Below are 22,694 nucleotides of genomic sequence, written 5' to 3'. Positions count from 1 at the left end.
ACGTTCAACCAGCCCTGGCAGCCCTAACGGCCAGACCGGCAGATGAATCACGTGTCAGTGAAGCGCGCGCAAATAAAGGTTCTGCGGCGAAATGCAAGAGATTCAGGTTTCGGCGGGAAAGCTGATTTCCAGCATCAGCCCCTTGTCGCCGCCAGACCATTCGTGAACACCGGCAATGCTTCGTGTCGAAGCCTCTATCACCCTCCCCCCAAGGCCCTTACTATTGGCAATACGATCCAGCGTATCGGCTGCAAGATGATGGCGATGCGTGAAGCGAAGGGTATATGTTCCCTCTTTAATGGTGCCGGAGATGTGAACCAACGCCTTCCCATCCGTGTCCGAAGAGTGCTTGCCGGCATTGGAAATGAATTCATTCACGATCAGCCCAATCGCGCCACCGGAGTTTGACGACAGGTTGGCGTCGGCAAGCTCCAGCTCCACCTCGGAGCCGGGCGCCATGACACTTATCAGCTTATCCGCCAGACGCTGCACAAAGGGCGCCAGATCGATATCGGTTCCGCTCATCGACATGTGCAGCTGCTCATGCAGAGCGGCAACCGCGCCTATGCGCTTGCCCACCACGTCCAGCGCCTCACGCACTTCGCCTTGTGCCCTGCTGGCCTGCATCCGAACCAAGCCATAGACCGAGGCGAGCGAGTTTTTGACCCGGTGATCAATCTCTTGCTGGAAAATCTGCTGACGCTTCAAGGACAGCCGTAAATCGAGCAACCGATTGACCTGTCCGGCAAGCATACGCAGTGCCTTGACTTGAAACTGTGTGAGAGTGCGAGGCTGATTGTCGAGTACGCACAGGGTCCCGAGCGGAAGACCATCCTCCGATTGGAGCAGCGCACCGGCATAAAACCGCAAGCCCCCTTCCTCCAGACATAGCGGATTGTCCGACATACGCGGATCTCGCAGCGTGTCGGGAATCTCGACAAAGTCCTTTTCAAGAATGACATGCGAACACAGGCTTGTGTCGAGCGGGGTTGACCGGACGCCCAACCCCTTTTCCGCCTTGAACCACTGCCGGTCAGTGTCGATCAGATTGACCACGGCTATCGGCACCTCGCACAGATGCGATGCCAGTTCTACAATATGGTCATATTCGTCTTCGAAATCCGTATCGAGGATTTCAAGTTCTCGCAGCGCGGCAAGCCGTTGCTCCTGCTGGGGATGTTTTGCTGCTATCATGGACGCGCTTTCTAATTCTGGGGCCAGCGAGCGCAAGCCCGCGCGCAGCTTTAACCAAGCACTTCCAGCACGTCTTCTAGCCGCGCCGGATCGCCCAGTGCCAGCACCGTGCCATCAGACTGGGCGTGAAGCGGTTCGCCTGCCCAATCGCACATGATCCCGCCCGCACCTTCAACTATGGGGACCAGTGCCGCGTAATCGTGCAACTTAAGTGCCGCTTCTGCCACAATGTCGATATGTCCGCCGGCAAGACAGGCATAATTGTAGCAATCGCCGCCCATCACCATGCGCTTGTGATCGGTCTGCCCTGCCAGCGCCATAAACCGATCACCCTGTTCAACCGAGAAATAATGTGGTCCAGTGGTGGCAATGGTCGCCCGGCGCAGATCGGGGCATGACCGCGCATGGATGGTCTGCCCATTCAATGTGGTACCTTGCCCCACGGCTCCCAGCCAGCGTTCGCCAAGGATCGGCTGGTCAATCATGCCAAGCACGGGAAAGCCATCTTCCAAGAGAGCGATCAGCGTGCCGAAGATTGGGCGGCCTGCGAGAAAGGCGGTTGTGCCATCAATAGGATCGAGCACCCACTGGCGGCCTGAAGCACCATTCTTCACGCCAAACTCCTCGCCATGTATTCCGTCGGCACCGGCCTCTGCTTCGATAAGTTTTCGCATAGCCGATTCGGCGTTCCTATCGGCCAGCGTCACAGGAGTAGCGTCTTCCTTGGCATCTATATCCATAATTGTACGAAAGAACGGACGAATTTCTTCTCCAGCAACGTCAGCAAGGCGATGCATAAGTGAAATATCTACATTGGAAACCATGGATTTTCTCATATATCTATATTATTGATTGCATTAATTGTATTTGTTCATCACTCTTTACAGGAATGAAAATTGGGTCGCAAATAAGGTCGCAGACGGGGGCGACAAGGGGGGGTGCGCCCCTTGCCCTGTCGCGCGTCCCGGCGAAAGACCTTCAGCCCTGGTGTTACTGGTGGAGCATCGCTGCAGGCGAACTGCCCGATGGTATGCGGATGAAGTGCGGAAGGGTACACGACCATCCGTGCATTACCATCATCTATCATGATGCATGGACGGCAGGCACAGAAGATGGCGTAGAATTGTGGGATCCGGGCCCGCATGGCAAGGCGCTCTATTTCGGGCCGCAAACGCGCCGGATGCCGCTGGAAATTTCTGGGAAATATCTGGCGGTGACAGTGCATTTCAACGCAGGCACAGCCACCATGCTTGGCTTTCCCAATAATACAGACATATTAAACCGGATCGTCGATATTGATGTGTTGTTCAATCGCGATACGCCGCTTGCACAAATTGTCCCTCGAGAAAAGGCCTACAAGGATTGGGTCAAGGCATTGGAAGACGGTTTCCTGCGACCGCTGGTCGAGGCTGCCGGGTGGCAGAAGCCCGATCCGCTCGCAATATTGTTTGAGCAGCAGTGCCTTGCCGATCCTCAGGTGTCGGTCGAGGAATTCGCCGAAGGCCAGAACGTGTCAAAGCGCACGATCGAACGGATCGTGAAACAGGCATTCGGAGTTACACCCAAACAGGCGCTGCGAAGGGCGCGAGCCCTGGATATGGGCGCCGCATTGCTTGGCGTGACCCGCCCGGAAGATAGTGCCGAAATCGAACTGCGTTATTTCGACCAATCTCACCGCGTAAAGGAAATCCGCGCGTTCTTCGGCATGTCGCCGAGCGAATTGAAGAACGGCGCGAACCCATTTCTGCGCCTGTCGCTTGAAGTGCGCCAACATCGGCGGCTGGAAGCGTTACATAGGCTGAAGCCGGACGAACCGGGCCCGTGGCGTGATCCGGACAAGGAGCCGCCAAAAGACCGGCCACGCGGTTGACAGACTGCGCCCGCAGCGATCAGTCAAACAGGCTGGACACGCTGCTTTCATCGGCAATACGGCGGATTGCCTCACCCAATAGTGGCGCGATGGTCATCACGCGGATGCGGTCTGAATCAATTGCCGCATCGGTTGCCTTGATGGTGTCGGTTATGACAAGTTCTGTCAGTGCGGATTTGTCCACCCGAGCCACTGCACCGCCCGACAATACGCCGTGGGTGATATAAGCAGCAACGCTCTTGGCCCCTTCATCGAGCAGAGCCTGAGCAGCGTTGCACAGGGTCCCACCCGAATCGACAATATCGTCGATAAGGATGCAACAACGGCCCTTCACATCACCGATAATATTCATCACTTCGGATTCGCCGGGACGGTCCCGCCGCTTGTCAACAATAGCAAGAGGGGCATTGTCGAGGCGCTTGGCCAGTGCCCGCGCGCGCACCACGCCGCCGACGTCAGGGGACACAACCATCAGATCCTTGCCGCCATAACGCGCCTGGATATCAGCCGCCATCGTCGGTGCGGCATAGAGATTGTCGGTCGGAATATCGAAGAAACCCTGGATCTGGCCCGCATGCAGATCCACTGCCAGCACCCTGTCAGCGCCAGCGGTCGTCATCAGATTTGCCACCAGTTTGGCGGAAATCGGCGTGCGGGGGCCAGGCTTGCGGTCCTGCCTCGCGTAACCGAAATAGGGCACAACTGCGGTGATGCGCTTGGCCGAAGCACGCTTCAACGCGTCAATCCCGATCAGCAATTCCATCAGATTGTCATTGGCCGGAAAGCTGGTGGACTGGACCACGAAGACATCTTCGCCGCGCACATTTTCATGTATTTCGACGAAGATTTCCTCGTCAGCGAAACGACGCATGCTGACATCTGTCAGCGGCACTTCAAGATATCCGGCAATAGCGCGGGCCAGCGGCAGGTTGGAGTTGCCGGACATGATTTTCATGGAGCGCGAATCCCTATTAATGTGTGGCGCATGCCCTAGACCAGCGCCCCGCTATTGCAACAGGGGCCGCACGGTGTTTCGCACTATTGCGTGCACGGCATCATCAGATGATATGTTCACCCTTTACCCAGCGCACTGTTCCTGACGAAGCACGCATGACGACGCTTTCGGTTGTCATCACCCGCTTGCCATTGGGACGGCGCAAACGCTTCACGCCATCGAGCAAGGAACCGTCGGTAACGCCGGTAGCAGCAAAAATGCAATCGCCCTTGGCAAGATCTTCCAGCTTGTAGATGCGGTTGAGATCTTCAATCCCCCATTTAGCAGCACGCTGACGTTCATCATCATTGCGGAATAGCAGGCGTCCGTTGAACTGCCCGCCCACACAGCGTAGGGCCGCTGCGGCCAGCACGCCCTCGGGCGCGCCGCCACTGCCCATATAGATGTCAATCGTGGTGTCCTGATCGGTTGTGGCAATAACGCCTGCAACATCGCCATCCCCGATCAGTACGACACCGCAGCCAAGGCTACGCAATTCTGCGATCAGCTCGGCATGGCGCGGCCGGTCGAGCACGCAGACAATAATGTCGGCTGGCTCCACACCCTTGGCCGCGGCGACGGACGTGACGTTTTCAGTCACGCTCTTGTCCAGGCTGATTACATCGGGCGGGTAACCGGGGCCCACGGCAATCTTGTCCATGTAAACATCGGGGGCGTTAAGCAGGCAGCCTTCTTCCGCAGCAGCCAGCACGGCAAGCGCGTTAGGCCCGGCCTTGGCGGTGATGGTCGTTCCTTCCAAAGGATCGAGCGCGATGTCGATCCGGGGCCCCTTGCCAGGTGCGCCGCCCACCTTTTCACCGATATACAACATCGGCGCTTCGTCCCGCTCGCCTTCACCGATGACTACGGTGCCGTCCATATATAATGTATCGAAGGATCGACGCATGGCCTCCACGGCAGCCGCGTCAGCAGCCTTTTCATCGCCGCGCCCGATCAGATCCGATGCGGCAATGGCTGCCGCTTCGGTGACGCGCACCAATTCAAGAACAAGAACGCGATCGAGTACGCTTTCGCTGCCAGTCGTGGAATTCATTAGAAATTCAGCCTCCGATACCAATGATCATCTCGCTTAAGCAGGAGGTGTGGCAATGTCGAGATTCTTGGCCACACTCTTTTGGAGCATGCCTGCATTAGTCGCATTGCCACCGCCCGCCACGGCATTCGCGCAGGAGGCTTATGGTCCGCAGGAAGAATACGAAGGCGACGAAGACACGCCCAACCCGCTTGACGACAGCAAGCCCTGCGAAACGCAGGCGCAGGAAGACGGCGTGATACTTGTCTGTCGCGAGCTTACCGATTCGGAGCAATATCTTTCGCCGCTCCCGCAAAAGACGCAGTCCGATCGCGTTATACTTCCCGGCCTCACCGATCCGCCATGCTGGGTGAGCAATCCGGGCGGCGGCTTGTGTATCCGCGTCGGCTATGCGCCCGAGCCTGTTTTGATCATCGACGTTACCGCCTTTCCCGAGGCATTGAGCGAGGAAGAAACCACGCTGATACATAAGGCGGATGCTGCGGCCGACCGCGATCAGCCAGCGACTGGAACGCGCGTGGCCATCGACATTTCGGAAGATGAAGCCAGCCCATGACGGTCACGGGCCTTCTTGTCGGGGCGCTGGCGACAGTCCTGTCTGCCGTCAATGCGGCCCAGAACAGCTATGGTCCCAGCATCGAGTTTGAAGGTGATCCCGATACGCCGATTACAATCGTCGAACCCGAAAGCTGCGAGGATGGCGTGCAGTTGGACGGCACGATCGTAGTATGCCGCAAGCTCGTCGGATCCGAACGCTACATGTCGCCTCTTCCAAAGCCAACTGACCCGCAAATCCGCGTGTTGCCGGGATTCGACCCTCCGCCATGCGAGAACCACCTCCTTTCCTTCTGCGGAGGCTTTGGCGGATCATCCAGACCGCCGATCACCGTCGATCTCAAAGGTATCCCCGAACCGCTAACGCATGCGGAGGCAGCCGCAATCAGCGCAGCAGATTAGCCCAGCAGCCGCATCACCAGCGGTTCTTCAACGAGGCTGGCGGAACCTTGCAGCAAGTCCAGCGCCTTTGTGACAGAGCCTTCGGGGCCGTCATGCGTCACCATCGCGACAAGCACCGGTTCATCCCCGTCCTCTTCCTGCCCCTTCTGGATAAAGCTCTCGATGGAGACGCCAGCATCACGCATGGCGGCGGTGATTTCAGCCAGCACGCCAGGTCGATCAGCCACCATGAAGCGGACATAGGCGCGATTGCGACGATTGCCTGGATCGGCGGGCGCACTGTCCTGGAGCGTATCGACAGGCAGGGAGAACGGCGGCAGGACATTCCCACGCGCAATATCAATGATATCGGCCACCACAGCGCTTGCAGTCGGCCCGTCGCCAGCGCCAGCGCCTTCGAAGAGCAGTCTGCCAGAGAAATTGCCTTCGGCCACGACCGCATTGGTCGGTCCGGACACACCTGCAAGAGGATGGCGCAGCGGGACGAGATAGGGCGCAACGCGCTGGAACAGGTGGCGATCGCCATTATCTGCAGCGCAATCTGCTAGGCCGATCAGACGAATGACATAACCCAATGCACGCGCCTGCCCGATATCGGCGGCACGGATGCGACTGATGCCGGACACGTCAACCGCTGCAAAATCAAGCTTGGTGCCAAAGGCCAGCGCTGCCAGAATCGCCAGCTTATGTGCGGCATCAATGCCTTCAATATCGAAGGTAGGATCAGCCTCGGCATAACCCAATGACTGCGCTTCGGAAAGAACATCGCCAAAGTCGCGGCCGGTGGCTTCCATTTCAGACAGGATGTAATTACATGTGCCGTTGAGGATGCCGTAAATCCGTTCAATCCTGTTGGCAGCCGCGCCCTCGCCCAGCCCCTTGATCGCCGGAATACCGCCGGCCACTGCCGCTTCATAACGCAGCGATACCCCGTTGGCTTCTGCAAGGCCAGCCAGCTCCAGCCCGTGATGCGCGACCATCGCCTTGTTGGCAGTGACTAGGTTCTTGCCGCCTGCCAGTGCGGTGCGTGCCAGTGCCACGGCGGGCCCGTCCGATCCACCGACCAGCTCGACCACAACATCGACATCGTCACGCGCCGCGAGAAGCGTCATGTCATCTTCCCACGCATAGCCCGACAGATCGACGCCGCGATCCTTGCCCCGATCACGCGCGGAAACGGCTGTAATGGAGATTTCGCGGCCCGCCCGGCGGGAAATAAGTTCGCCGTTTTCTGCCAGCAAGCGAATCACGCCCGCGCCCACAGTACCAAGTCCCGCCAATGCAATCCGCAATTTCTCTGCCATATCATCCCCGCCTGAATGCCAGCCGCAATCGGCTGCAACAGGCGCGTTAGTCAGCGCTGCGCAGGATGGCTAGCCCTGCTGCCCACGGAAATTCTTTTCTGCTCTTCAACCTGGCTTTCAGCTAAAGCGGCGCTCGCACGGCCCGAGGTCGGCCAGCACAAAGGCATAATCTTCGCGCGCGCGCGTTCGCGCCGACCGATCGGATTGCAGGAAGGCATCGTCTGCCAATTCGTCGGGCAAAGAACATGCAAGGCGATACCACAAGACCGTGTCGGGTTCGGGCGGACGTGCTGTCACGTCAACGATTTCTCCAAGTGAAACACCCCATTGCGGCGGCAATCCCGGTCGGCGGACCACGGTCATTGATATGGGAGCGCCACTTTGCGTCTCGACAAACATCTGCGTTTCGGATTCTCCGACAAGATTGCCAGGCACTGAAATAACATCGCGCACGCCGGTGACGGCGGGCGGCACATCATTTTCAGCAAGCTGGCGCAGGACGGAACGTACCCGTCCCTCGATCGCAGGGCCGGAGGCGAACATGGCGCGCGAGGAGACGAGACGCACTTCACCCGGCCTGCCGGGCACGAGATTGGCAAAAATGACAAAATCGCGTCTTTTCAGTGCGGGAGGATCGCCATCAGCCTCACGGTCGACATCGGTTACGAAAATCAGCGATTCGCCAACTCCGGTGGGAGAGGCAAGCAAATTCCGGGTCAGCGCTTCAAGATAAAGCCGGACACGATCAGGAGTGACATCAGGCGCCCGCTCAGGCGGAAATACGGTCTGATCATCGATGTTCACAATCGCGACAAGTTCCGCTTCAAGCGCGTAAGTCACGATATCCGCATAGGTAGGGCTGGCCTCCGGACCGGGCTCATTTGTCTGCAAGCTCTCTCCTCGCACTTGTGAAGGCAGAGCGGTGGCACAGGCGACGAGACCAAGGCTGGCGAGCGCCGCTGTGGCGAGACGCAAGGCACGCGGGAAATGTGATTTGTGGATAATGTCAGTCATCGATCTTCTCCTGCCCCGGCAACACCTCGGATAGCAAGCGCGCATATGGGCCGGGGACAAGGCGCTCACAGACAATATCTGAGGAAAAAGACAAAAGGCGTGAATCGCGACTGAACCGATAAACCGTTTGCCCAGCACCTAAGGTGCGGTTAAGAGCCATCGCGACAGCCCGGAATACGACATAATGTTGCCGAGCTGTGGCAAAGTTGGCACAATTAGAAACGCTGACAATCGAGACTTCAGTTTCAAACTGGGACTGGACAACACGCAAGTACGGCTGGCAGGGTACGAATCTTGTTAGTCGAAATAGGCCGGGTATCCCTGGCGTTGTAAACGGAGTGAAGGGACTGGATGGCTTACGCTGACCAAGAAATGAGCGGTAATCGCATAATCGCGATTATCATCGTTGCCCTCATCCACGTGGGTATCGGCTACCTGCTGATTTCTGGACTCGCCTATTCGGCGGTGAAGGATGTGGTCGAGCGGGTTACCACTGTGGATATTGAGGAGCCGGAACCGCCGGAGCCGGAAGAAGAACCGCCTCCACCACCGGAAGAAACTGTCGCGCCGCCGCCGCCTGTTGCGCCGCCGCCGCCGATGAACATTGCGCCTAACCCGCCGCGGGTGACCACGCAGCCGAACATTCCGCCGCCGGCACCGCCTGCGCGTATTGTTCCGCCGCCGGCACCGCCTGCGCCGCCAGCGCCGCCACCTCCGCCGTCACAGGCTCGGGCTGTATCGCCTGACGGCCTGAACCGCTGGACACGGCGCATCATCGATAACTACCCTTCGAGCGCATTGCGTCGCGAGATCGAGGGTACGGTGGGCGTTGCGGTGACTGTCGGAGCGAATGGTCGCGTAGCCAGCTGCCGCGTGACGCGTTCGGCTGACCCGATCCTTGATAGAGCCGCGTGTGATGACATCACCCGTTATGCTCGTTTCAATCCCGCGCTTGACGATGCCGGCAACCCGACGACGGGTAGCTGGGCCACCAACATCGTCTACCGGCTCGACTAAATTTTTTACGGATTTCTCTAGGAAGAGGATTTTTCAAGCATGCTTATCGAAACTTTGACCGCAGCTGCGACCGAAGCGGCGCCCGATACTGAATTCGGCTTCATCCAGGCCATGGAAGAAGGCGGCCCCGTCGCCTGGTCCATCCTGACATTGATGATCATTATGTCGGTTGGGTCGTTCTACATCCTGATCACCAAATATTTCGAACAGAATAAGGTGATGAAAGAATATCGTGCAGGCCGCGTCGCTTTCTGGCGCGCCGGTTCGCTGAAAGAAGGCGCCACCAAGTTTGAAAAGAACAGCGCCTGGCGTCAGCTCGTCGAAGACGGCATCCGTGCCGGCGACGAATCCGAAAAGATGGCCGACAACCTCGAATCGCACGATTGGCTTCACGGCACACTTGCTCGCTCTGAATCCAGCATCAACGCCAAGCTCGCGGGCGGTCTGCCGTTCCTTGCGACGGTCGGTGCAACTGCGCCTTTCGTTGGCCTGCTCGGCACCGTGATCGGCATCTACCGCGCACTTATCAAAATCGGTGCGACCGGCTCTGCCTCGATCGACCAGGTTGCCGGCCCTGTTGGTGAAGCACTGATCATGACCGCTATCGGTCTGCTCGTCGCTGTTCCCGCAGTGTTCGCTTACAACTATTTGCAGTCACGTAACCGTCGCATCGCGGCAATGCTTTCGGGCTTCTCAACGGATCTGCAGGCGAACATCACCTCCCATGGCCAGGTCAAGCCTTCGATGATGACGGCTACTTCCACTCAGGCTTCAGGCAAGGCCGCAAAAACCGCTCCAGCGGCAGCGCGCCCAGCTACAGCTGCACCGGTGAACAAGCCCAAGGCTTAATTCAATCGACGAAATGGCGGGCGCCTTCGCATGCTGGCGCTCGCCGCTTCTCTGTTTAATGTGAGATAGGACAAGACACATGGCCATAGCGATGGGATCCGGCGAAGCACAGCCGATGTCCGACATCAACACCACGCCGCTGGTGGATGTCATGCTGGTTCTGGTGATCATCTTCCTGATTGCAGTTCCAGTGGCCATCCAAACGGTTGAAGGGTTGGAGATCCCGGTTATCGAAAACCGGGAATCGGACGACAAGGTCGAGAACCTGCTGATCACGGTGACCACGACGGATGCCGAAGGCCGCACTCCACGCACTTTGCGTTCCGGCTTTACCGGGGCAACGCGTGATGGTGAATGCCGGGTCTTCTTCAACAATACGACGCTGGTCGATTCGACCGAGCTTTACGACGCAGCTTTCGAACGCCTCGATGCAATCGTGCAGCGTGCGGGCGGGCCCGAAGCCATCATGGCCGATCCCGAACTTATCCCGCAGGTTCACATTCGCGGTGACGTTGACGCCCCATGGCGCTGCGTCGCAGGCACAATCTTCAACGTGCAGGCGGCCGGTTATCCGACCATCGCCTTCATTTCGAATCCGATCGATCCGAACCAGTAATCAGTTCGGCGAAGACAACTGAATTAGGAGTACGCACTCATGGCAATGGCAGGCGGCAGTGATGACGGCGAGCCGATGATGGAAATGAACATGACGCCGTTGATCGACGTCCTGCTCGTTCTCCTCATCATGTTCATCATCACGATCCCGATTGCGACGCACGCGGTCAATATTGATCTCCCGTCGCCGACCAACGATCCGAGTACGCCGGATGTCGATCCGGTTACCAACAAGATTGTGCTCACTCGGGAAAATGTCATTCTCTGGAACGACACCCCGATCTCGCAGAATGAGCTGGTTTACAATTTGAGCCAGTCGCTCGACCTTGCGGTTGAGCCGGAATTGCAGTTCGAACCCGAAGCCAATGCCAGCTATGATTTGGCTGCCACGGTGCTCGACATCATCAAGCGCTCGGGTGTGACGAGATTCGGCTTTGTCGGCAATGACAAGTACCGGCAGTTCGGCTCTTGAGACGATAGAGATAATATCGGTGCAAACCGGCATAAAGGGTGGCCTAGGCCGCCCTTTTTTGTGCGCGCAAGGCAGGCGCATCCGGGGTGGCCACACCCGCTATCTTAGTCAATCGGGAGAGCGAGGCGATGGTGCTGGGACGATGAAAGCTAGTGCGCAGCAACAGCACCGCTAGCCAAGACTATGGTCGCGCTCAACGTCAGACCGCTCATCGTGCTGCTGTAATGCTTCTTGTCACGGTGGCCCCCTCAACCACGATCGCCACCCGCAGAAATGTGGCGAGGATCCTGAAACCCTTCGAAGCTGAATCACACTTAGGTGATGAGACGTGACCCACGGAAATAGCGAGCGAGCGAGCGAGTGGAGAAAAACGCACTGCCTCCACCGCCGTGAACCCGCCAGACGGTGATCAATTTTGAATCTGGCACCAAGACGAATTAGAATGCTGCCGTGCAGGCGATCCACTCGGTAAGCGATGCGAACATCATTCGCCTAACTTTTGCCAAGGTTAACAGGCCCCGCCGGTCGATGCATTTGCCCGCCGCGACAATCACTAGCCTTTCGCGAACCATGCGCGCTTAATCCCACACTATTTCGTCGTGGTCTTCAACTCGCATGGCAGCTCCTGCCAACGTCTCCGCCTCCAGCAGCAGTTCATCGTCCGCTTCGCCCTGCGGCACGCTTTCGCGCCCGATCATAACCATCACCGGCACTGCCAGCGGGCTGACGCGGTCCAGCACAACATGGTCAAGCCGTTCGGCAGCACTGTCCAGTAAATCACCGAGCCGCCCGATATCGGTCATTCGCGCCCGCGCATCCGCCCAAGCAGCTTCGATCAACACATGGTCAGGCTCGTATTTGCGCAGCACATCATAGATGAGATCGGTGCTGAAGGTCACTTGCCGCCCGCTCTTTCGCTTGCCAGGATGTTGGCGCTCGACCAGTCCGGCGATGACCGCCACTTCCCTGAAGGCGCGGCGCAGAAGGTGCGAATCCTGCAGCCAGTCGATAAATTCATCGGTCAGTATGTCAGGTGAAAGAAGCGGGCGCGGGTCTTCCACTGGCTTTAAGCCCCAAACGGCGAGCGAATAATCATTCGCCACAAAACCGCTCGGCATTAGGCCCAGAGCTTCCATCCGCGCGGTTATCAGCATGCCAAGAGACTGGTTCGCATTCCAGCCGGTGAAAGTATAATAGACGGTGTAATGACGCTTGGAGTGAGGGAAGCTTTCGACGAGCAGGTTATCCGGCCCCGGCATGCGGCTGCGCCAATCCTGCACTTCCAGCCATTCGCGCACATCATCGGGAAAACGCGCCCAGCCCGCACGGTCAATCAGTAAAGTGCGCACACGATCTGCCAAATGCGTGGTCAGCGGCAGGCGAAGCCCGCCATAGGATGGGATCATCGCCGCCTTTGAGCTGGCGCGGACGATCAGTTCCATATCCTTCAACTGTTCGACTTCGACGTTTACGCCGCTGAACTGGAACGTATCCCCGGGACGCAAAGACGCGGCAAAGCGTTCTTCGACCCGCCCGAGCGATCGACCGTTGCGAAATCGCACTTCGAGCATTTCGGAATCAACGATGATGCCTGCATTCATTCGGTGACGATACGCCTGCTCCGGGTGGGTCAACCGCCAGACAATCGCACCGCCCTCACCTTCTTCACGGGTGATCCGCTTGAACTTGTCATAGGCACGCAGGGCATATCCCCCCGTCGCAACGAATTCGAGGACGCGGCCCCAAACTTCCTCGTCCACCCCTGCATAGGGCCAGCAGGAACGCACTTCTGCCAACAGCGCCGCCTCCTCAAATGGAGCAGCGCAGGCGCAGGCCATGACATGCTGTGCCAGCACATCAAGCCCGCCTGGACGAAAATCCTCGCCGTCACGCTGGCCTTCTTCAACTGCCTGCATCGCAGCGGTTGCCTCCAGGAATTCGAAGCGGTTGCCGGGCACAAGCAAGGCGCGGCTCGCTTGATCGAGCTGATGGTTAGCGCGGCCAATACGCTGGAGCAGCCGACTGGAACCTTTGGGCGCACCCATTTGCACAACCAGATCAATATCCCCCCAATCGACGCCCAGATCGAGGCTGGAAGTGCATACCAGTGCCCGCAATTCCCCACGTGCCATTGCCCCCTCTACCTTACGGCGCGCTTCCTTGGACAAAGAGCCGTGATGGATGCCGATGGGCAACTTGTCCTCATTCGCGTCCCACAGATGCTGAAATATATATTCGGCCAGGAAGCGCGTATTCGTGAACACCAATGTGGTACTGCTCTTGAGAATCCGCTCATAAAGCTGGGGGATCGACCACGTTGCTGCATGGCCACCCCACGGCACCCGTTCTTCATCCGGGAGGAGGATTTCAACTTCCGGTTCGGCCCCCGCTTCGCCCGTCACAAGCTCAACCGCATCCATATCGCCCCATGGCGCAATCCAGGATGTAAAGGCCTGCGGATCGGCAACCGTCGCTGAAAGCGCAGCGCGCTGCATTTCAGGAGCAATGGCCTGCAATCGGGAAAGCGAGAGCGCAAGAAGATCACCGCGTTTCTGCGTTGCGAAAGCGTGGATTTCGTCCACCACCACTCGCTTGAGGCCTGCAAAGAGTGTAAAGCTTTCCGGATAGCTAAGCAGCAGCGAGAGGCTTTCCGGCGTGGTCAGCAGCACATTTGGCGGTCTGCTGCGCTGGCGCTTCTTGCGGTCGGACGGCGTGTCGCCGCTGCGCGTTTCGATGCGGATGTTCAGCCCCATCTCCTCCACCGGAGTGATAAGATTGCGCTGCACATCATGCGCGAGCGCCTTCAGAGGCGATACGTAGAGCGTGTGCAAGCCTTCGGGCTGCTCACCATCCCCGATGCGAGAGGGGCTGAAATCGGCCAAGGTCGGCAAAAAGCCCGCCAGTGTCTTCCCGGCCCCTGTATCGGCCACCAGCATCGCATGCTTGCCTGCATCGCTGGCTTTCAGCATTTCCACCTGATGGCGTCTCACGCGCCAGCCTCGGCCTGCGAACCAATCGGCTATTTCGGGCGGGATGGGGCGTTTGCTCACCCTGGAAAGATGATGGTTCGAAGCGCGAGAGGCAAGGCGTCTTGCTGCGTTGGGCATCTGGACGGCATTTTATCAGGACTATCAAATGCTTGATTCGCCAATCCGAGCGAGAATTGCGCCAGACCGTGGACCTCGATTCAGGATCACTCGTTCTATAGGTACACGACGCAATGAAGCGCCGGTGCCCGATTACGAAAATCCTGTCCTTCGTAGCCGGTTACCAGATTCCATCGCGACAGGTGAGGAGCAACCCTATGCCAAATCGTTATCCCCGCTCACCCAGCGCATCCTCTTCGCGCGGATATTATCAAGACGAATACGACGCCCGCCAACAGGAACAGTTTGAACCTGATAGCCGCTATTATCAGGAAAGTGCGGGCTCTGCCGATTATGGCAGAGATCATGCGTCCAGTCGTTTCCCAGAATCATCTCGATCGCCGAATTATGGCCAGTCACAAGCTTCGCGGCGCTACGCCCCATTGGACGAATATGACCAGGCGAGCGCAGACATGCAGAGCCGAGGCCTGAAACAGCCCGGCGTACACGGCAGTTTTAGAGGCGATTCCTACGGTGGCGAAGCGATGGCCGGGCCTGCAGCAAGCCTTGGCAGTCGACCATATTACGGGATGGATGCAGGGACCGGCAGCTACACCGGTGCCGGTGAGTATCGCGATCGCGGCCCAAACCCGAATAATGACCGAGGCATTATAGAACGGGCAGGTGATGAGATCGCCAGCTGGTTTGGAGACGAAGATGCCGAACGCCGCAGAGAGATGGACCATCGTGGGCGCGGACCGAGCAATTACAAACGGTCGGATGAGCGAATCCTTGAAGATGCATGTGATCGCCTGACCGATGATCGCGGCGTCGATGCAAGCGACATCGAAGTTTCCGTGGACACCTCAGAGATTACGCTTAACGGCAAGGTCAACAGCCGTTGGGAAAAGCGCCGTGCTGAAGATTGCGTGCACGATGTTTCCGGTGTTGGGCACGTGCAAAACAATCTGCGCATTCGCCAGACCGAAATGCGGGCTGGGTCGGCTCCGAAATCGATTGAATCCTGACCGCTTGGAAAAATGTGGTTGTTACAGAAAGGGGCTCGCTTCGGCAGGCCCCTTTCCGTTGCGCTACGCTGTAACAGTGCAAGCTATTCTGGCTATCGCTCATCGCACCCGATCGGCTGAGCTACTTGCCCGACACATGCTGTGCGACAATGCCCATATTTGTCTCTAGCTCTTCACCAGAAAGCCCCGTCAATTCGATCAGATGCGCTTTTTCCTGACCGGACAGATCGGCGTAATTCCGTGCTGAAGGCAGATTTTTTCCAGCCTCTTCAATCAGAACCGGAATTTCCGTCATGGTGCCAAACAGTATTTCGGGTTCTGCAAACATGGCAGCCATAATGCGTGGGTCGCTCGCCATGGCGTAGGATTGGCGAGCATAGGCAGTGCCACTTGGCGTCGAGAAGAATGTTTCGATATCCGCCAGCTGCGTATCACCGAAATAGATTGCGTAAAGTTCTGTCATCACGTTGCGCATCATCGGCTCCATGCGCGTCATCATGTTCGTCACCATCGCCTGTGTGGCACCCTGTATGGCCTCACCGCGTTCGCGCCATGCCGGATCGACAATGGTCAGCGCCTCGCGGGTCGCCTCCTCATCAAGATCGAGGCTGGAAGCATCCGTCCCTAACGCCAAGGTAAGTGCTGCCGATGGGTCGTTATTTGTCATTTCCATCATCGGGCCCAGGATCCCATCGAAGGAATCGCCCATCACGTCTGCCAAGGTGCCTTCGGGCAAGACCTTTTCCATGATCGCGCGAGCACGCGGCAATCGGGCTTCCTGCTCAGGCGTAAGGGGTTCGACCTCGAACATTGCGCCAAGGTCGGCAAACGCTTCCATCTCGGCATCATTATCCTGGGCCATTGCAGGAGCCTGAATAATTGCCAGCGAGACTGCACCGCCAAGTGCAAGAACAATCTTGTTAAACAACGTCATCTCCTCAATGTCCCACGCTCTTGCCGCGTTCAAGCCCGCTCAGTTCCAGTTGAGCGTCGATCTGCTCCATCAGGCGCGCAAGGCCATCCTCGGTTTCACTCTCAGCGCGCGCCACAAGCACATCTTGCGTATTGGAAGCCCTCAGCAGCCACCAGCCATCGGGCGTGTTGACCCGCACGCCATCGGTATCGTTCACCTCGACGCCAGCAGGCACATCATCTCCCGTCAGCCGCGCCTTTACCTCATCAATCGCAGCAAATTTCCGACTTTCATCCACCTGGAAGCGCATTTCGGGCGTGTTGAGCATTTGCGGCATGTCACTGCGCAACTGGGTCACTGACTTGCCCAAACGCGCAGAGGCGGCAAGCAGACGAATTCCGGCGTAAAGCGCATCGTCGAAACCGTAATATGTGTCCGCGAAAAACACGTGTCCGCTCATTTCGCCCGCCAATGGTGAGGAAACTTCCTTCATTTTGGACTTGATCAGCGAATGCCCGGTCTTCCACATAATCGCCTGTCCGCCGTGCTTTTCGACGTGATCGAACAAGGCGCGGCTGGCCTTCACATCGGCGATAATGGTCGAATTAGGTAGTTTTGCGAGGAGGTCCTCCGCGTAAATCATCAGTAGTTGATCACCCCAGATGACGCGGCCTTCGCCGTCGATAGCACCAATCCGGTCGCCATCGCCGTCAAAGGCAATTCCGAAGTCGCAAGACTTCTCGGCAACCAGTTGGCGCAGGTCGGCAAGGTTCGCTTCGACAGTAGGATCAGGGTGATGGTTAGGAAAGTTTCCGTCCACTTCGGTGAACAGCAAATGGTGTTCACCCGGCAGCCGCGCGGCGAGTTTTTCAAGCGCGGGTCCAGCCGCCCCATTGCCCGCATCCCAGCCAACCTTGAGACTGCTGAGTGCAGCAGGATCAATCCCGTCGAGCGCGGTCAGCATGCGATCAATATAGGCATCAATGATATCGACGCTCTCGACCGTGCCGGATCCGTCGAGCCAGTCCCCCTCGGCAGCCATCCGGCCGATCAGCTGGATATCCGCGCCGAAAAACGGTCGCCCACGAAATACCATTTTGAAGCCATTATAATTGGCGGGATTGTGGCTGCCAGTTATCTGAATGCCGCCATCCACTTCCTCGGATGAAGCTTCGGCGTAATAAAGCATAGGGGTCGCCCCCATTCCGATACGGCGTACGTCACAGCCGCTCGACGTCAGGCCTTCTATCAACGCGTGCTCGAGCATGGGTGAACTGACCCGCCCGTCATAACCGACGGCAACCTTAGGTTTCTTCGTCTCGCCCAGATCGCGCACCAGCAATGTGCCAAAGCCGCGGGCTATGGCGCGGGCATCATCCGGACCGAGGGTTTCACCAATGATGCCGCGAATGTCATATTCGCGCAGCACGGTCGGATCGAAATTATAAGCCATTGAGTGCAAGATTCCCTTTCATATTCCCGCAACCTTAGCGTACTTCGCGGGGCAATTCATCAAGCAGCAGGTCGCGCGCGGCATTGGCTTCATGAACCTGCTCGTTCGAGCCACCGCGATCAGGATGGACCATAGCCACTAGGCGCTTATGCGCAGCAATTATGTCACTTCGGTTAGCGCCAGGTTCGATACCAAGCAGGCGGTACGCTCGAATGATCGCCTGACTGCGAATAGAAACCTTTGGCTGCCAGGGCCACCGCCCCGTCATCCACCGGAACACCAGCACGCCAAGCCCGGCAAGGACAATCAGGCGGAACATGTCAGGCGGCGACCGTCGCCGGCTCGGTGGAAGGCAGGGCAACATCCCGCCCTTGATTTTCTGATGGCATCGGAAGGCGCAGGTTCTGGAGCAAATTACGCAATTCCTGCCGCGCGACGAGATGGCTGGTGCCCAATTCGCCCAGATGCCCCTTGTCCAGTAGGGTCAGACCGGAAGGAAACAGCTCGCGGTAAATCACCCGCTCGGAAAGCCCCTGCACCGCCCGAAAGCCAACGCGCTTGGAAAGCTCTGTCAGCGCCTCATCTATGCGGCGCTGGTTGCGGGCATCTGTATAGCCGGTGCGGTTACGCACGACGACCCAATCCATCTCTCTTCTTTCCTGCTCGATCTGCACACGGCTCCGCTTGATCCGGGCTTCCCAGATCAATTCCGAGTAGAAAGACAATTTGCGGACCTTGAAACTTTCCGCGTCGACTTGCCCGATGAGGTCAAAATCGACGAAACTGTCATTCATCGGTGTGACCAGCGTATCGGCGCTGGCAGCAACATGGCGGGCGAAGGGGTCATCACGCCCCGGAGTATCGAAAACGATGAAATCGGCGTCTTCGCCAATTCGCGCGGCTTCCTCTTCCAGCGCTTCAATCGTGTCGCCATGGCAGGTGTCGAAGACAGGGCCGGGAAGTTTTACATCGCGGCGCGCCTGCGTTGCCGCCCGGTTTTCGCAATAGCGGAACAAGGTGGCCTGCCGCGTGTCCAGATCGAGTGCCGCGACCCTTGCCCCCTGATATGCAAGCGCCACTGCGACATGTACGGCTGTCGTGGATTTTCCCGTTCCGCCCTTTTCATTGGCGAACACGATACGATGCGGCATGGACATTTCTGACACTGGCGGGGCTTTCTCTCGCTTTACGAGGCGGGTAGCCTCTGGATTACAGTCTATCGGAGAGAATAGCCCATGCAAACCGTCACCACCCTGCCAGAACTGCGCCAGGCTGTGGATGAATTGCGCGATAGCGGGCAAATTGCGCTCGTGCCGACGATGGGTGCCCTGCATGAAGGCCATCTTACACTGGTGAGAGCGGCGGCACAGATGGCCAGTCACGTCGCCGCATCAATCTTTGTCAATCCGCGCCAGTTCGGGCCGTCTGAAGATCTCGACGCCTATCCGCGGCAGTTTGCGCAGGATGCGGCAAAGCTCGAAAGCGAAGGTGTTGCGCTGCTATGGGCGCCCGGCGTGGAAGTGATGTATCCGGAAGGCTATGCCACGAATATCTCTGTCGGCGGTGTCAGCGATGGCCTGTGCGGGGCAGATCGGCCCGGTCATTTCGATGGCGTGGCAACGGTGGTGTGCAAGCTGTTCAACCAGCTCCGCCCGGATATCGCCGTTTTCGGAGAAAAGGACTGGCAACAGCTTGCCGTTATCCGGCGCATGGCCCGTGATCTCGACCTTACCCTGCCTTCAGCAGACGCTATCCACGGTATACCGACCGTGCGCGAAGCTGATGGCTTGGCCATGAGCAGCCGCAATGCCTACCTTTCGCCACAGGGACGCGCCTTTGCTGCCCGATTGCCGCTGGCTATGCGCAATGCCACCAGCGATATTCTGGAGGGGAAAGACGTCCAGCCCACGCTCGACTTGCTCGTAAGCCAATTGCTTGAAGCTGGCTTTTCCAGTGTCGACTACGCCGAATTGCGCGATGCCGATTCCATCGCCTTGTTGTCGAGCGACAATGGCAATGCCCGTTTGTTCGTCGCAGCCCGTATCGGTGAAACCCGGTTAATCGACAATCTTCCTGTAAAGCGCTGACCAGGCATCAGGGTCTTCTTGACGAACCCGAGCGGGCAGGAAACCAACGAGGCCTCGCCGGTAGCGGGAACCGCCAAAATCGGCCATAATTCTGAAAAACAATCAAAGTTTTTTGAGCGACTTTCGATATACCCCCAAAGATACCCCCAGAACCTTTGCGCTTAGTCCGCTTTTGGCAGTTGGCGGTTGAAGGTGTAATGGCGACAATTGGGGTGGAAAGCGGAAGGGCCGGTATTCTCCCTATTTGTTTTTAGCTGTCATAGCGTAAGGGTTAAACCGCCCGTATTGGACAACATTGTGAACGTTGAGATTGAGCGCAAACCTTCGAAATCCGACATGGAATTGCTGAGTCATGGAATCATGGCGTTCAATGATGAAGCCATCCATGATCTGGAGCCAATTGAAAACGAAGAGAGATTTCATGTGATGGCTCGTAATGCATCAGGCGAGCTAGTGGGCGGAATTCGAGCCACTTGCTATTGGAACACCCTTCACATTGAGCTTCTCTGGCTTTCCGTTGACGTTCGTGGAAGTGGGGTCGGCCGTAAACTAATCGATCAGGCGGAGGCCTTTGCTCTCGAAAATAAGTGCGAGAACGCTTTGGTTGAGACGACCAGTTGGCAAGCGAAACCGTTTTACGAGAAGAACGGCTATCGCCTTATTGCGACGCTAAACAATCGTCCGAAAGGCCATTCTTCGCACTATCTAACGAAGCTGCTGATCTAACTGGATACGAACGTCCGCTTTTGAGAAAGTAGCGTGTTTAGTTGAACGACCGCAAGGGGGTCGTCAGCTGAAAGTCCGCTTTTGTCTCAATTCTGGCAATAGCTGCCATTTCCGGGATATTTTGCGCAAGAGGGCACAAGCCCGCAAAACTGTATTAGCGATAATGCGGGTTCCCAATCGGCCCTAGCTACGAAGCGGCTGGAGAAAGTAGCCCCCCTTCTCGCGCCCGCGCGGAATGCGCAAAAAAATCACCCAGCCTCGTTCAAAAAGCGCGCTACTGCCTTCAGGTATCGCGCCGCGCCTTCAGTCTCTCCAGATCGCCCGCCATGCTTCCAAGCGTTCTTGTTGCCCTTAGGTGCGCCGCTTCCTTTGCCGCCGTGCATTCGGCATCGCGGGCTGCCCTTCACTGCTGGAGATTGGCAAGCCGTTCCCTTCCGCGTCTTGGCCAAGCAGCGCGGAGCTTGTGCCAGCCGTGTTGGTTGTATGGGGTTGTCCGTTCGAATTTTCATTTTCCTTGCCCCCTCCATGGTGGTGAACATTGTCAGCAATCACTGCTTGGCCGCCCTCATTCACATGCACGTGGCGCACGGTTTGTTCGCGCGGCTGGTGCAGCTTGGCCAAGGCTTCCAGCGATGCACGGGAATTGGATTGCGCCTTAAAGGCCAGTCGCGCGTAGCGTTCCGCTGCCAAGGGGTAATCGCCAAAGTTCATCACAGAGCGCCGCGCCAGTTCCGCAAACATGGCATCGAGGGATAACGCTTGTGAAACCAGAATTTCGGTTGCCAGCGTCAGATCGCCTTCCGCAGCCGCCTTAGCCCTTGCCTTGATCGCCTTCCCGAAATCATTGTAATCCGGCTCACTCGGTAATTTGCCGAATGCCTTCGCTGCCACGCCATGACCAAGACAGCCGTGCCGTAGAAACGGGGAGACAATTACCCGCGCCATAGTGTCAGCCTCCGTTTCGCCCTTTTCAGCCGTCACAGTCAAAACGCTGCCAGCGGGTGGTTTCTTGCCAGTCTTAGGTTTTGTCATGCTGTCTGGCTCCGGCTGGAATGCTGCGCATCGGGCAAATGCGCTGCCAAAGAGCGGGAGTAGGCCAGCCGCGCAACAGGGCCGGACCAGTCGAGTTGCCACCAGCCAATGGGCAGGCGATTGCGTTCCCCCTCCCATGGTATAGCTAAATGTGTGTCGGAATTCGGAACGCGAGAGATTGGCAGATTTCCGCCATTTCCTGCATTCATCGTATTGGATTTCGCCACGGGTTGTGCGGCATTTTCTGCCCCGAAAGGCGTTGTCGTTTCGCTATCCAATACCGGGAATTGGCCGCTGGAACGTGCTTGACGATAGGCCTTCAGCACTCGCAGACCGCGCTCCATTCGTTTGCGTGAAAGGGTTTTTGGGTCCGGTTCACGATTCATGAAATCCCAGCTGGCAATCTTTCGGCCCGGCCCAGGATGCCACGTTAACCGCCAGCAGCGAGCGCGAGATGCTTCGCCAGCTTTGACTGAGAAATGCGCGTCCTTTGTCATTTGCAGGAACCCTAGCGCCTTCAGATCATCGAAAGCACGGCTGGCCGCAGTCAGGTCTGCCACGCCCAGCCGGTGCGCTGCATCGCGAACGCCCAGATATAGACTGCCGTTGTTGTCTCCATTGTAAAGCATGGCCAGTTCAACAAGCAGTGAGCGGGCATTAGGGGAAAGGCTGCGATAGGCGTTGCTGGTAAGCAGGCGATAGTCCAGCCAAACAAAGCGGCTGGTATTGTTGCGCCCAGTTACGTTGACGCGATTGCGCTTTGAATATCGGCCCATGGTGTCAGCCTTCCCCCACAATCAGCGCGCGCAGGGACGCGGCTGGGATCAGGGTGCGCTTGCCAATCTTGCGACTTTCCAGACGCCCTTCATTGATAAGCTGATAAATTCGGGTGCGGCCAAGTGTCGATACACGGCAAGCCTCTTTGATCGAATAGGCTAGCGGCTGTGGTTCATTGTTAGGGGTATTCACGATGCATTCTCCGTTCAATTTCGAACGGCTGCATTCTGCATCGGTTGGCTATGTCGGTCC

At 57.6% G+C, this 22,694-nt stretch carries 25 protein-coding genes; 10 read left to right on the top strand and 15 right to left on the bottom strand.

Translation table 11 applies throughout. From position 1 onward, the window contains the following. Positions 1 to 102: 102 nt before the first annotated feature. Complete coding sequence (locus tag CP97_RS02740) at positions 103 to 1,194, bottom strand: histidine kinase dimerization/phosphoacceptor domain -containing protein (protein WP_053106510.1); 1,092 nt, start codon at positions 1,192 to 1,194, stop codon at positions 103 to 105. 50 nt (positions 1,195 to 1,244) lie between these two features. Then, positions 1,245 to 2,018, bottom strand: a complete 774-nt coding sequence (locus CP97_RS02735) for an inositol monophosphatase family protein (protein ID WP_048884690.1) — start codon at positions 2,016 to 2,018, stop codon at positions 1,245 to 1,247. Positions 2,019 to 2,230: 212 nt separating this feature from the next. Between CP97_RS02735 and CP97_RS02730 the strand changes: the two genes are divergently transcribed. Next, positions 2,231 to 3,064: a helix-turn-helix domain-containing protein gene (locus CP97_RS02730; protein ID WP_161485428.1), complete on the top strand. Its 834-nt coding sequence runs from the start codon at positions 2,231 to 2,233 to the stop codon at positions 3,062 to 3,064. A gap of 19 nt (positions 3,065 to 3,083) precedes the next feature. Here CP97_RS02730 and CP97_RS02725 read toward each other — a convergent pair whose 3' ends face one another. Then, positions 3,084 to 4,019: a ribose-phosphate pyrophosphokinase gene (locus tag CP97_RS02725; RefSeq protein ID WP_048884688.1), complete on the bottom strand. Its 936-nt coding sequence runs from the start codon at positions 4,017 to 4,019 to the stop codon at positions 3,084 to 3,086. A gap of 103 nt (positions 4,020 to 4,122) precedes the next feature. Beyond that, the gene (glpX, locus tag CP97_RS02720) at positions 4,123 to 5,112 is read right to left on the bottom strand and encodes a class II fructose-bisphosphatase (RefSeq protein WP_048884687.1); all 990 of its coding nucleotides are present in this window, start codon (positions 5,110 to 5,112) and stop codon (positions 4,123 to 4,125) included. Positions 5,113 to 5,167: 55 nt separating this feature from the next. Between glpX and CP97_RS02715 the strand changes: the two genes are divergently transcribed. Then, positions 5,168 to 5,668 carry a hypothetical protein gene (locus tag CP97_RS02715; protein WP_149036405.1) on the top strand — a complete coding sequence of 167 codons (501 nt, stop codon included), beginning with the start codon at positions 5,168 to 5,170 and terminating at the stop codon, positions 5,666 to 5,668. After that, the gene (locus CP97_RS02710; RefSeq protein WP_048884685.1) at positions 5,665 to 6,069 is read left to right on the top strand and encodes a hypothetical protein; all 405 of its coding nucleotides are present in this window, start codon (positions 5,665 to 5,667) and stop codon (positions 6,067 to 6,069) included. Before CP97_RS02715 ends, CP97_RS02710 begins: the two co-directional genes overlap by 4 nt. Here CP97_RS02710 and CP97_RS02705 read toward each other — a convergent pair. Together CP97_RS02705 and CP97_RS02700 are read right to left on the bottom strand one after the other, a co-directional pair. Then, complete coding sequence (locus CP97_RS02705; protein ID WP_048884684.1) at positions 6,066 to 7,373, bottom strand: homoserine dehydrogenase; 1,308 nt, start codon at positions 7,371 to 7,373, stop codon at positions 6,066 to 6,068. The two genes, CP97_RS02710 and CP97_RS02705, sit on opposite strands and share 4 nt — an antisense overlap. A 117-nt stretch (positions 7,374 to 7,490) precedes the next feature. Next, positions 7,491 to 8,387, bottom strand: a complete 897-nt coding sequence (locus tag CP97_RS02700; RefSeq protein ID WP_048884683.1) for a hypothetical protein — start codon at positions 8,385 to 8,387, stop codon at positions 7,491 to 7,493. Positions 8,388 to 8,738: 351 nt separating this feature from the next. Between CP97_RS02700 and CP97_RS02695 the strand changes: the two genes are divergently transcribed. From CP97_RS02695 to CP97_RS02680, 4 genes are all read left to right on the top strand, one after another. Next, positions 8,739 to 9,404 (top strand): energy transducer TonB, encoded by a 666-nt coding sequence (locus tag CP97_RS02695; RefSeq protein WP_048884681.1) that lies wholly within the window; start codon positions 8,739 to 8,741, stop codon positions 9,402 to 9,404. Positions 9,405 to 9,443: 39 nt separating this feature from the next. Continuing rightward, positions 9,444 to 10,253: a MotA/TolQ/ExbB proton channel family protein gene (locus CP97_RS02690; protein WP_048884680.1), complete on the top strand. Its 810-nt coding sequence runs from the start codon at positions 9,444 to 9,446 to the stop codon at positions 10,251 to 10,253. Between the two features lie 79 nt (positions 10,254 to 10,332). Continuing rightward, complete coding sequence (locus CP97_RS02685; RefSeq protein WP_174539157.1) at positions 10,333 to 10,869, top strand: ExbD/TolR family protein; 537 nt, start codon at positions 10,333 to 10,335, stop codon at positions 10,867 to 10,869. A gap of 39 nt (positions 10,870 to 10,908) precedes the next feature. Further along, positions 10,909 to 11,340: an ExbD/TolR family protein gene (locus CP97_RS02680; protein ID WP_048884679.1), complete on the top strand. Its 432-nt coding sequence runs from the start codon at positions 10,909 to 10,911 to the stop codon at positions 11,338 to 11,340. Between the two features lie 578 nt (positions 11,341 to 11,918). Here the strand turns inward: CP97_RS02680 and CP97_RS02675 are convergent. After that, complete coding sequence (locus CP97_RS02675) at positions 11,919 to 14,447, bottom strand: ligase-associated DNA damage response DEXH box helicase (RefSeq protein ID WP_174539156.1); 2,529 nt, start codon at positions 14,445 to 14,447, stop codon at positions 11,919 to 11,921. A gap of 197 nt (positions 14,448 to 14,644) precedes the next feature. Here CP97_RS02675 and CP97_RS02670 point away from each other — a divergent pair, with 197 nt between their 5' ends. Beyond that, entirely contained in the window at positions 14,645 to 15,454 is an 810-nt protein-coding gene (locus tag CP97_RS02670; RefSeq protein WP_053106507.1) for a BON domain-containing protein, read from the top strand. 121 nt (positions 15,455 to 15,575) lie between these two features. On the opposite strand, the gene CP97_RS02665 is transcribed toward CP97_RS02670, so the two are convergent. From CP97_RS02665 to CP97_RS02650, 4 genes are read right to left on the bottom strand one after another with little or no spacing between them, the layout of a single operon-like run. Continuing rightward, positions 15,576 to 16,382, bottom strand: coding sequence for a hypothetical protein (locus CP97_RS02665; RefSeq protein WP_149036404.1), 807 nt, complete (start codon positions 16,380 to 16,382; stop codon positions 15,576 to 15,578). A 10-nt stretch (positions 16,383 to 16,392) separates the two neighbouring features. Further along, a complete protein-coding gene (pgmG, locus tag CP97_RS02660; protein WP_048884676.1) occupies positions 16,393 to 17,820 on the bottom strand; it encodes a phosphoglucomutase/phosphomannomutase PgmG in 1,428 nt (475 codons plus the stop codon). Between the two features lie 34 nt (positions 17,821 to 17,854). Continuing rightward, a complete protein-coding gene (locus CP97_RS02655) occupies positions 17,855 to 18,139 on the bottom strand; it encodes a J domain-containing protein (protein WP_048884675.1) in 285 nt (94 codons plus the stop codon). 1 nt (position 18,140) lies between these two features. Then, positions 18,141 to 18,971 (bottom strand): division plane positioning ATPase MipZ, encoded by an 831-nt coding sequence (locus CP97_RS02650; protein WP_418202076.1) that lies wholly within the window; start codon positions 18,969 to 18,971, stop codon positions 18,141 to 18,143. 84 nt (positions 18,972 to 19,055) lie between these two features. On the opposite strand from CP97_RS02650, the gene panC reads away from it, so the two are divergent. Next, positions 19,056 to 19,907, top strand: a complete 852-nt coding sequence (gene panC, locus CP97_RS02645; RefSeq protein WP_048884673.1) for a pantoate--beta-alanine ligase — start codon at positions 19,056 to 19,058, stop codon at positions 19,905 to 19,907. Between the two features lie 297 nt (positions 19,908 to 20,204). Further along, positions 20,205 to 20,633: a GNAT family N-acetyltransferase gene (locus CP97_RS02640; protein WP_063612482.1), complete on the top strand. Its 429-nt coding sequence runs from the start codon at positions 20,205 to 20,207 to the stop codon at positions 20,631 to 20,633. Positions 20,634 to 20,881: 248 nt separating this feature from the next. Here CP97_RS02640 and CP97_RS16725 read toward each other — a convergent pair whose 3' ends face one another. The 4 genes from CP97_RS16725 to CP97_RS15785 are packed head-to-tail and all read right to left on the bottom strand — an operon-like array spanning position 20,882 to position 22,634. Continuing rightward, on the bottom strand, positions 20,882 to 21,040 hold the full coding sequence (locus tag CP97_RS16725) for a hypothetical protein (protein WP_418202075.1): 159 nt from the start codon (positions 21,038 to 21,040) through the stop codon (positions 20,882 to 20,884). Continuing rightward, entirely contained in the window at positions 20,985 to 21,665 is a 681-nt protein-coding gene (locus CP97_RS16255) for a hypothetical protein (RefSeq protein WP_053106505.1), read from the bottom strand. The genes CP97_RS16725 and CP97_RS16255 overlap by 56 nt, the downstream gene beginning before the upstream one ends. After that, positions 21,662 to 22,441, bottom strand: a complete 780-nt coding sequence (locus CP97_RS02630) for a hypothetical protein (RefSeq protein WP_048884671.1) — start codon at positions 22,439 to 22,441, stop codon at positions 21,662 to 21,664. The genes CP97_RS16255 and CP97_RS02630 overlap by 4 nt, the downstream gene beginning before the upstream one ends. Before the next feature lie 4 nt (positions 22,442 to 22,445). Then, complete coding sequence (locus CP97_RS15785) at positions 22,446 to 22,634, bottom strand: helix-turn-helix domain-containing protein (protein WP_227819650.1); 189 nt, start codon at positions 22,632 to 22,634, stop codon at positions 22,446 to 22,448. Positions 22,635 to 22,694: the final 60 nt, after the last annotated feature.

Source organism: Aurantiacibacter atlanticus (assembly GCF_001077815.2).
Lineage (GTDB): Bacteria > Pseudomonadota > Alphaproteobacteria > Sphingomonadales > Sphingomonadaceae > Alteraurantiacibacter > Alteraurantiacibacter atlanticus.
The sequence above is the reverse complement of the archived record's forward strand: the minus strand, read 5'-3'. Positions and strand labels throughout refer to the sequence as shown.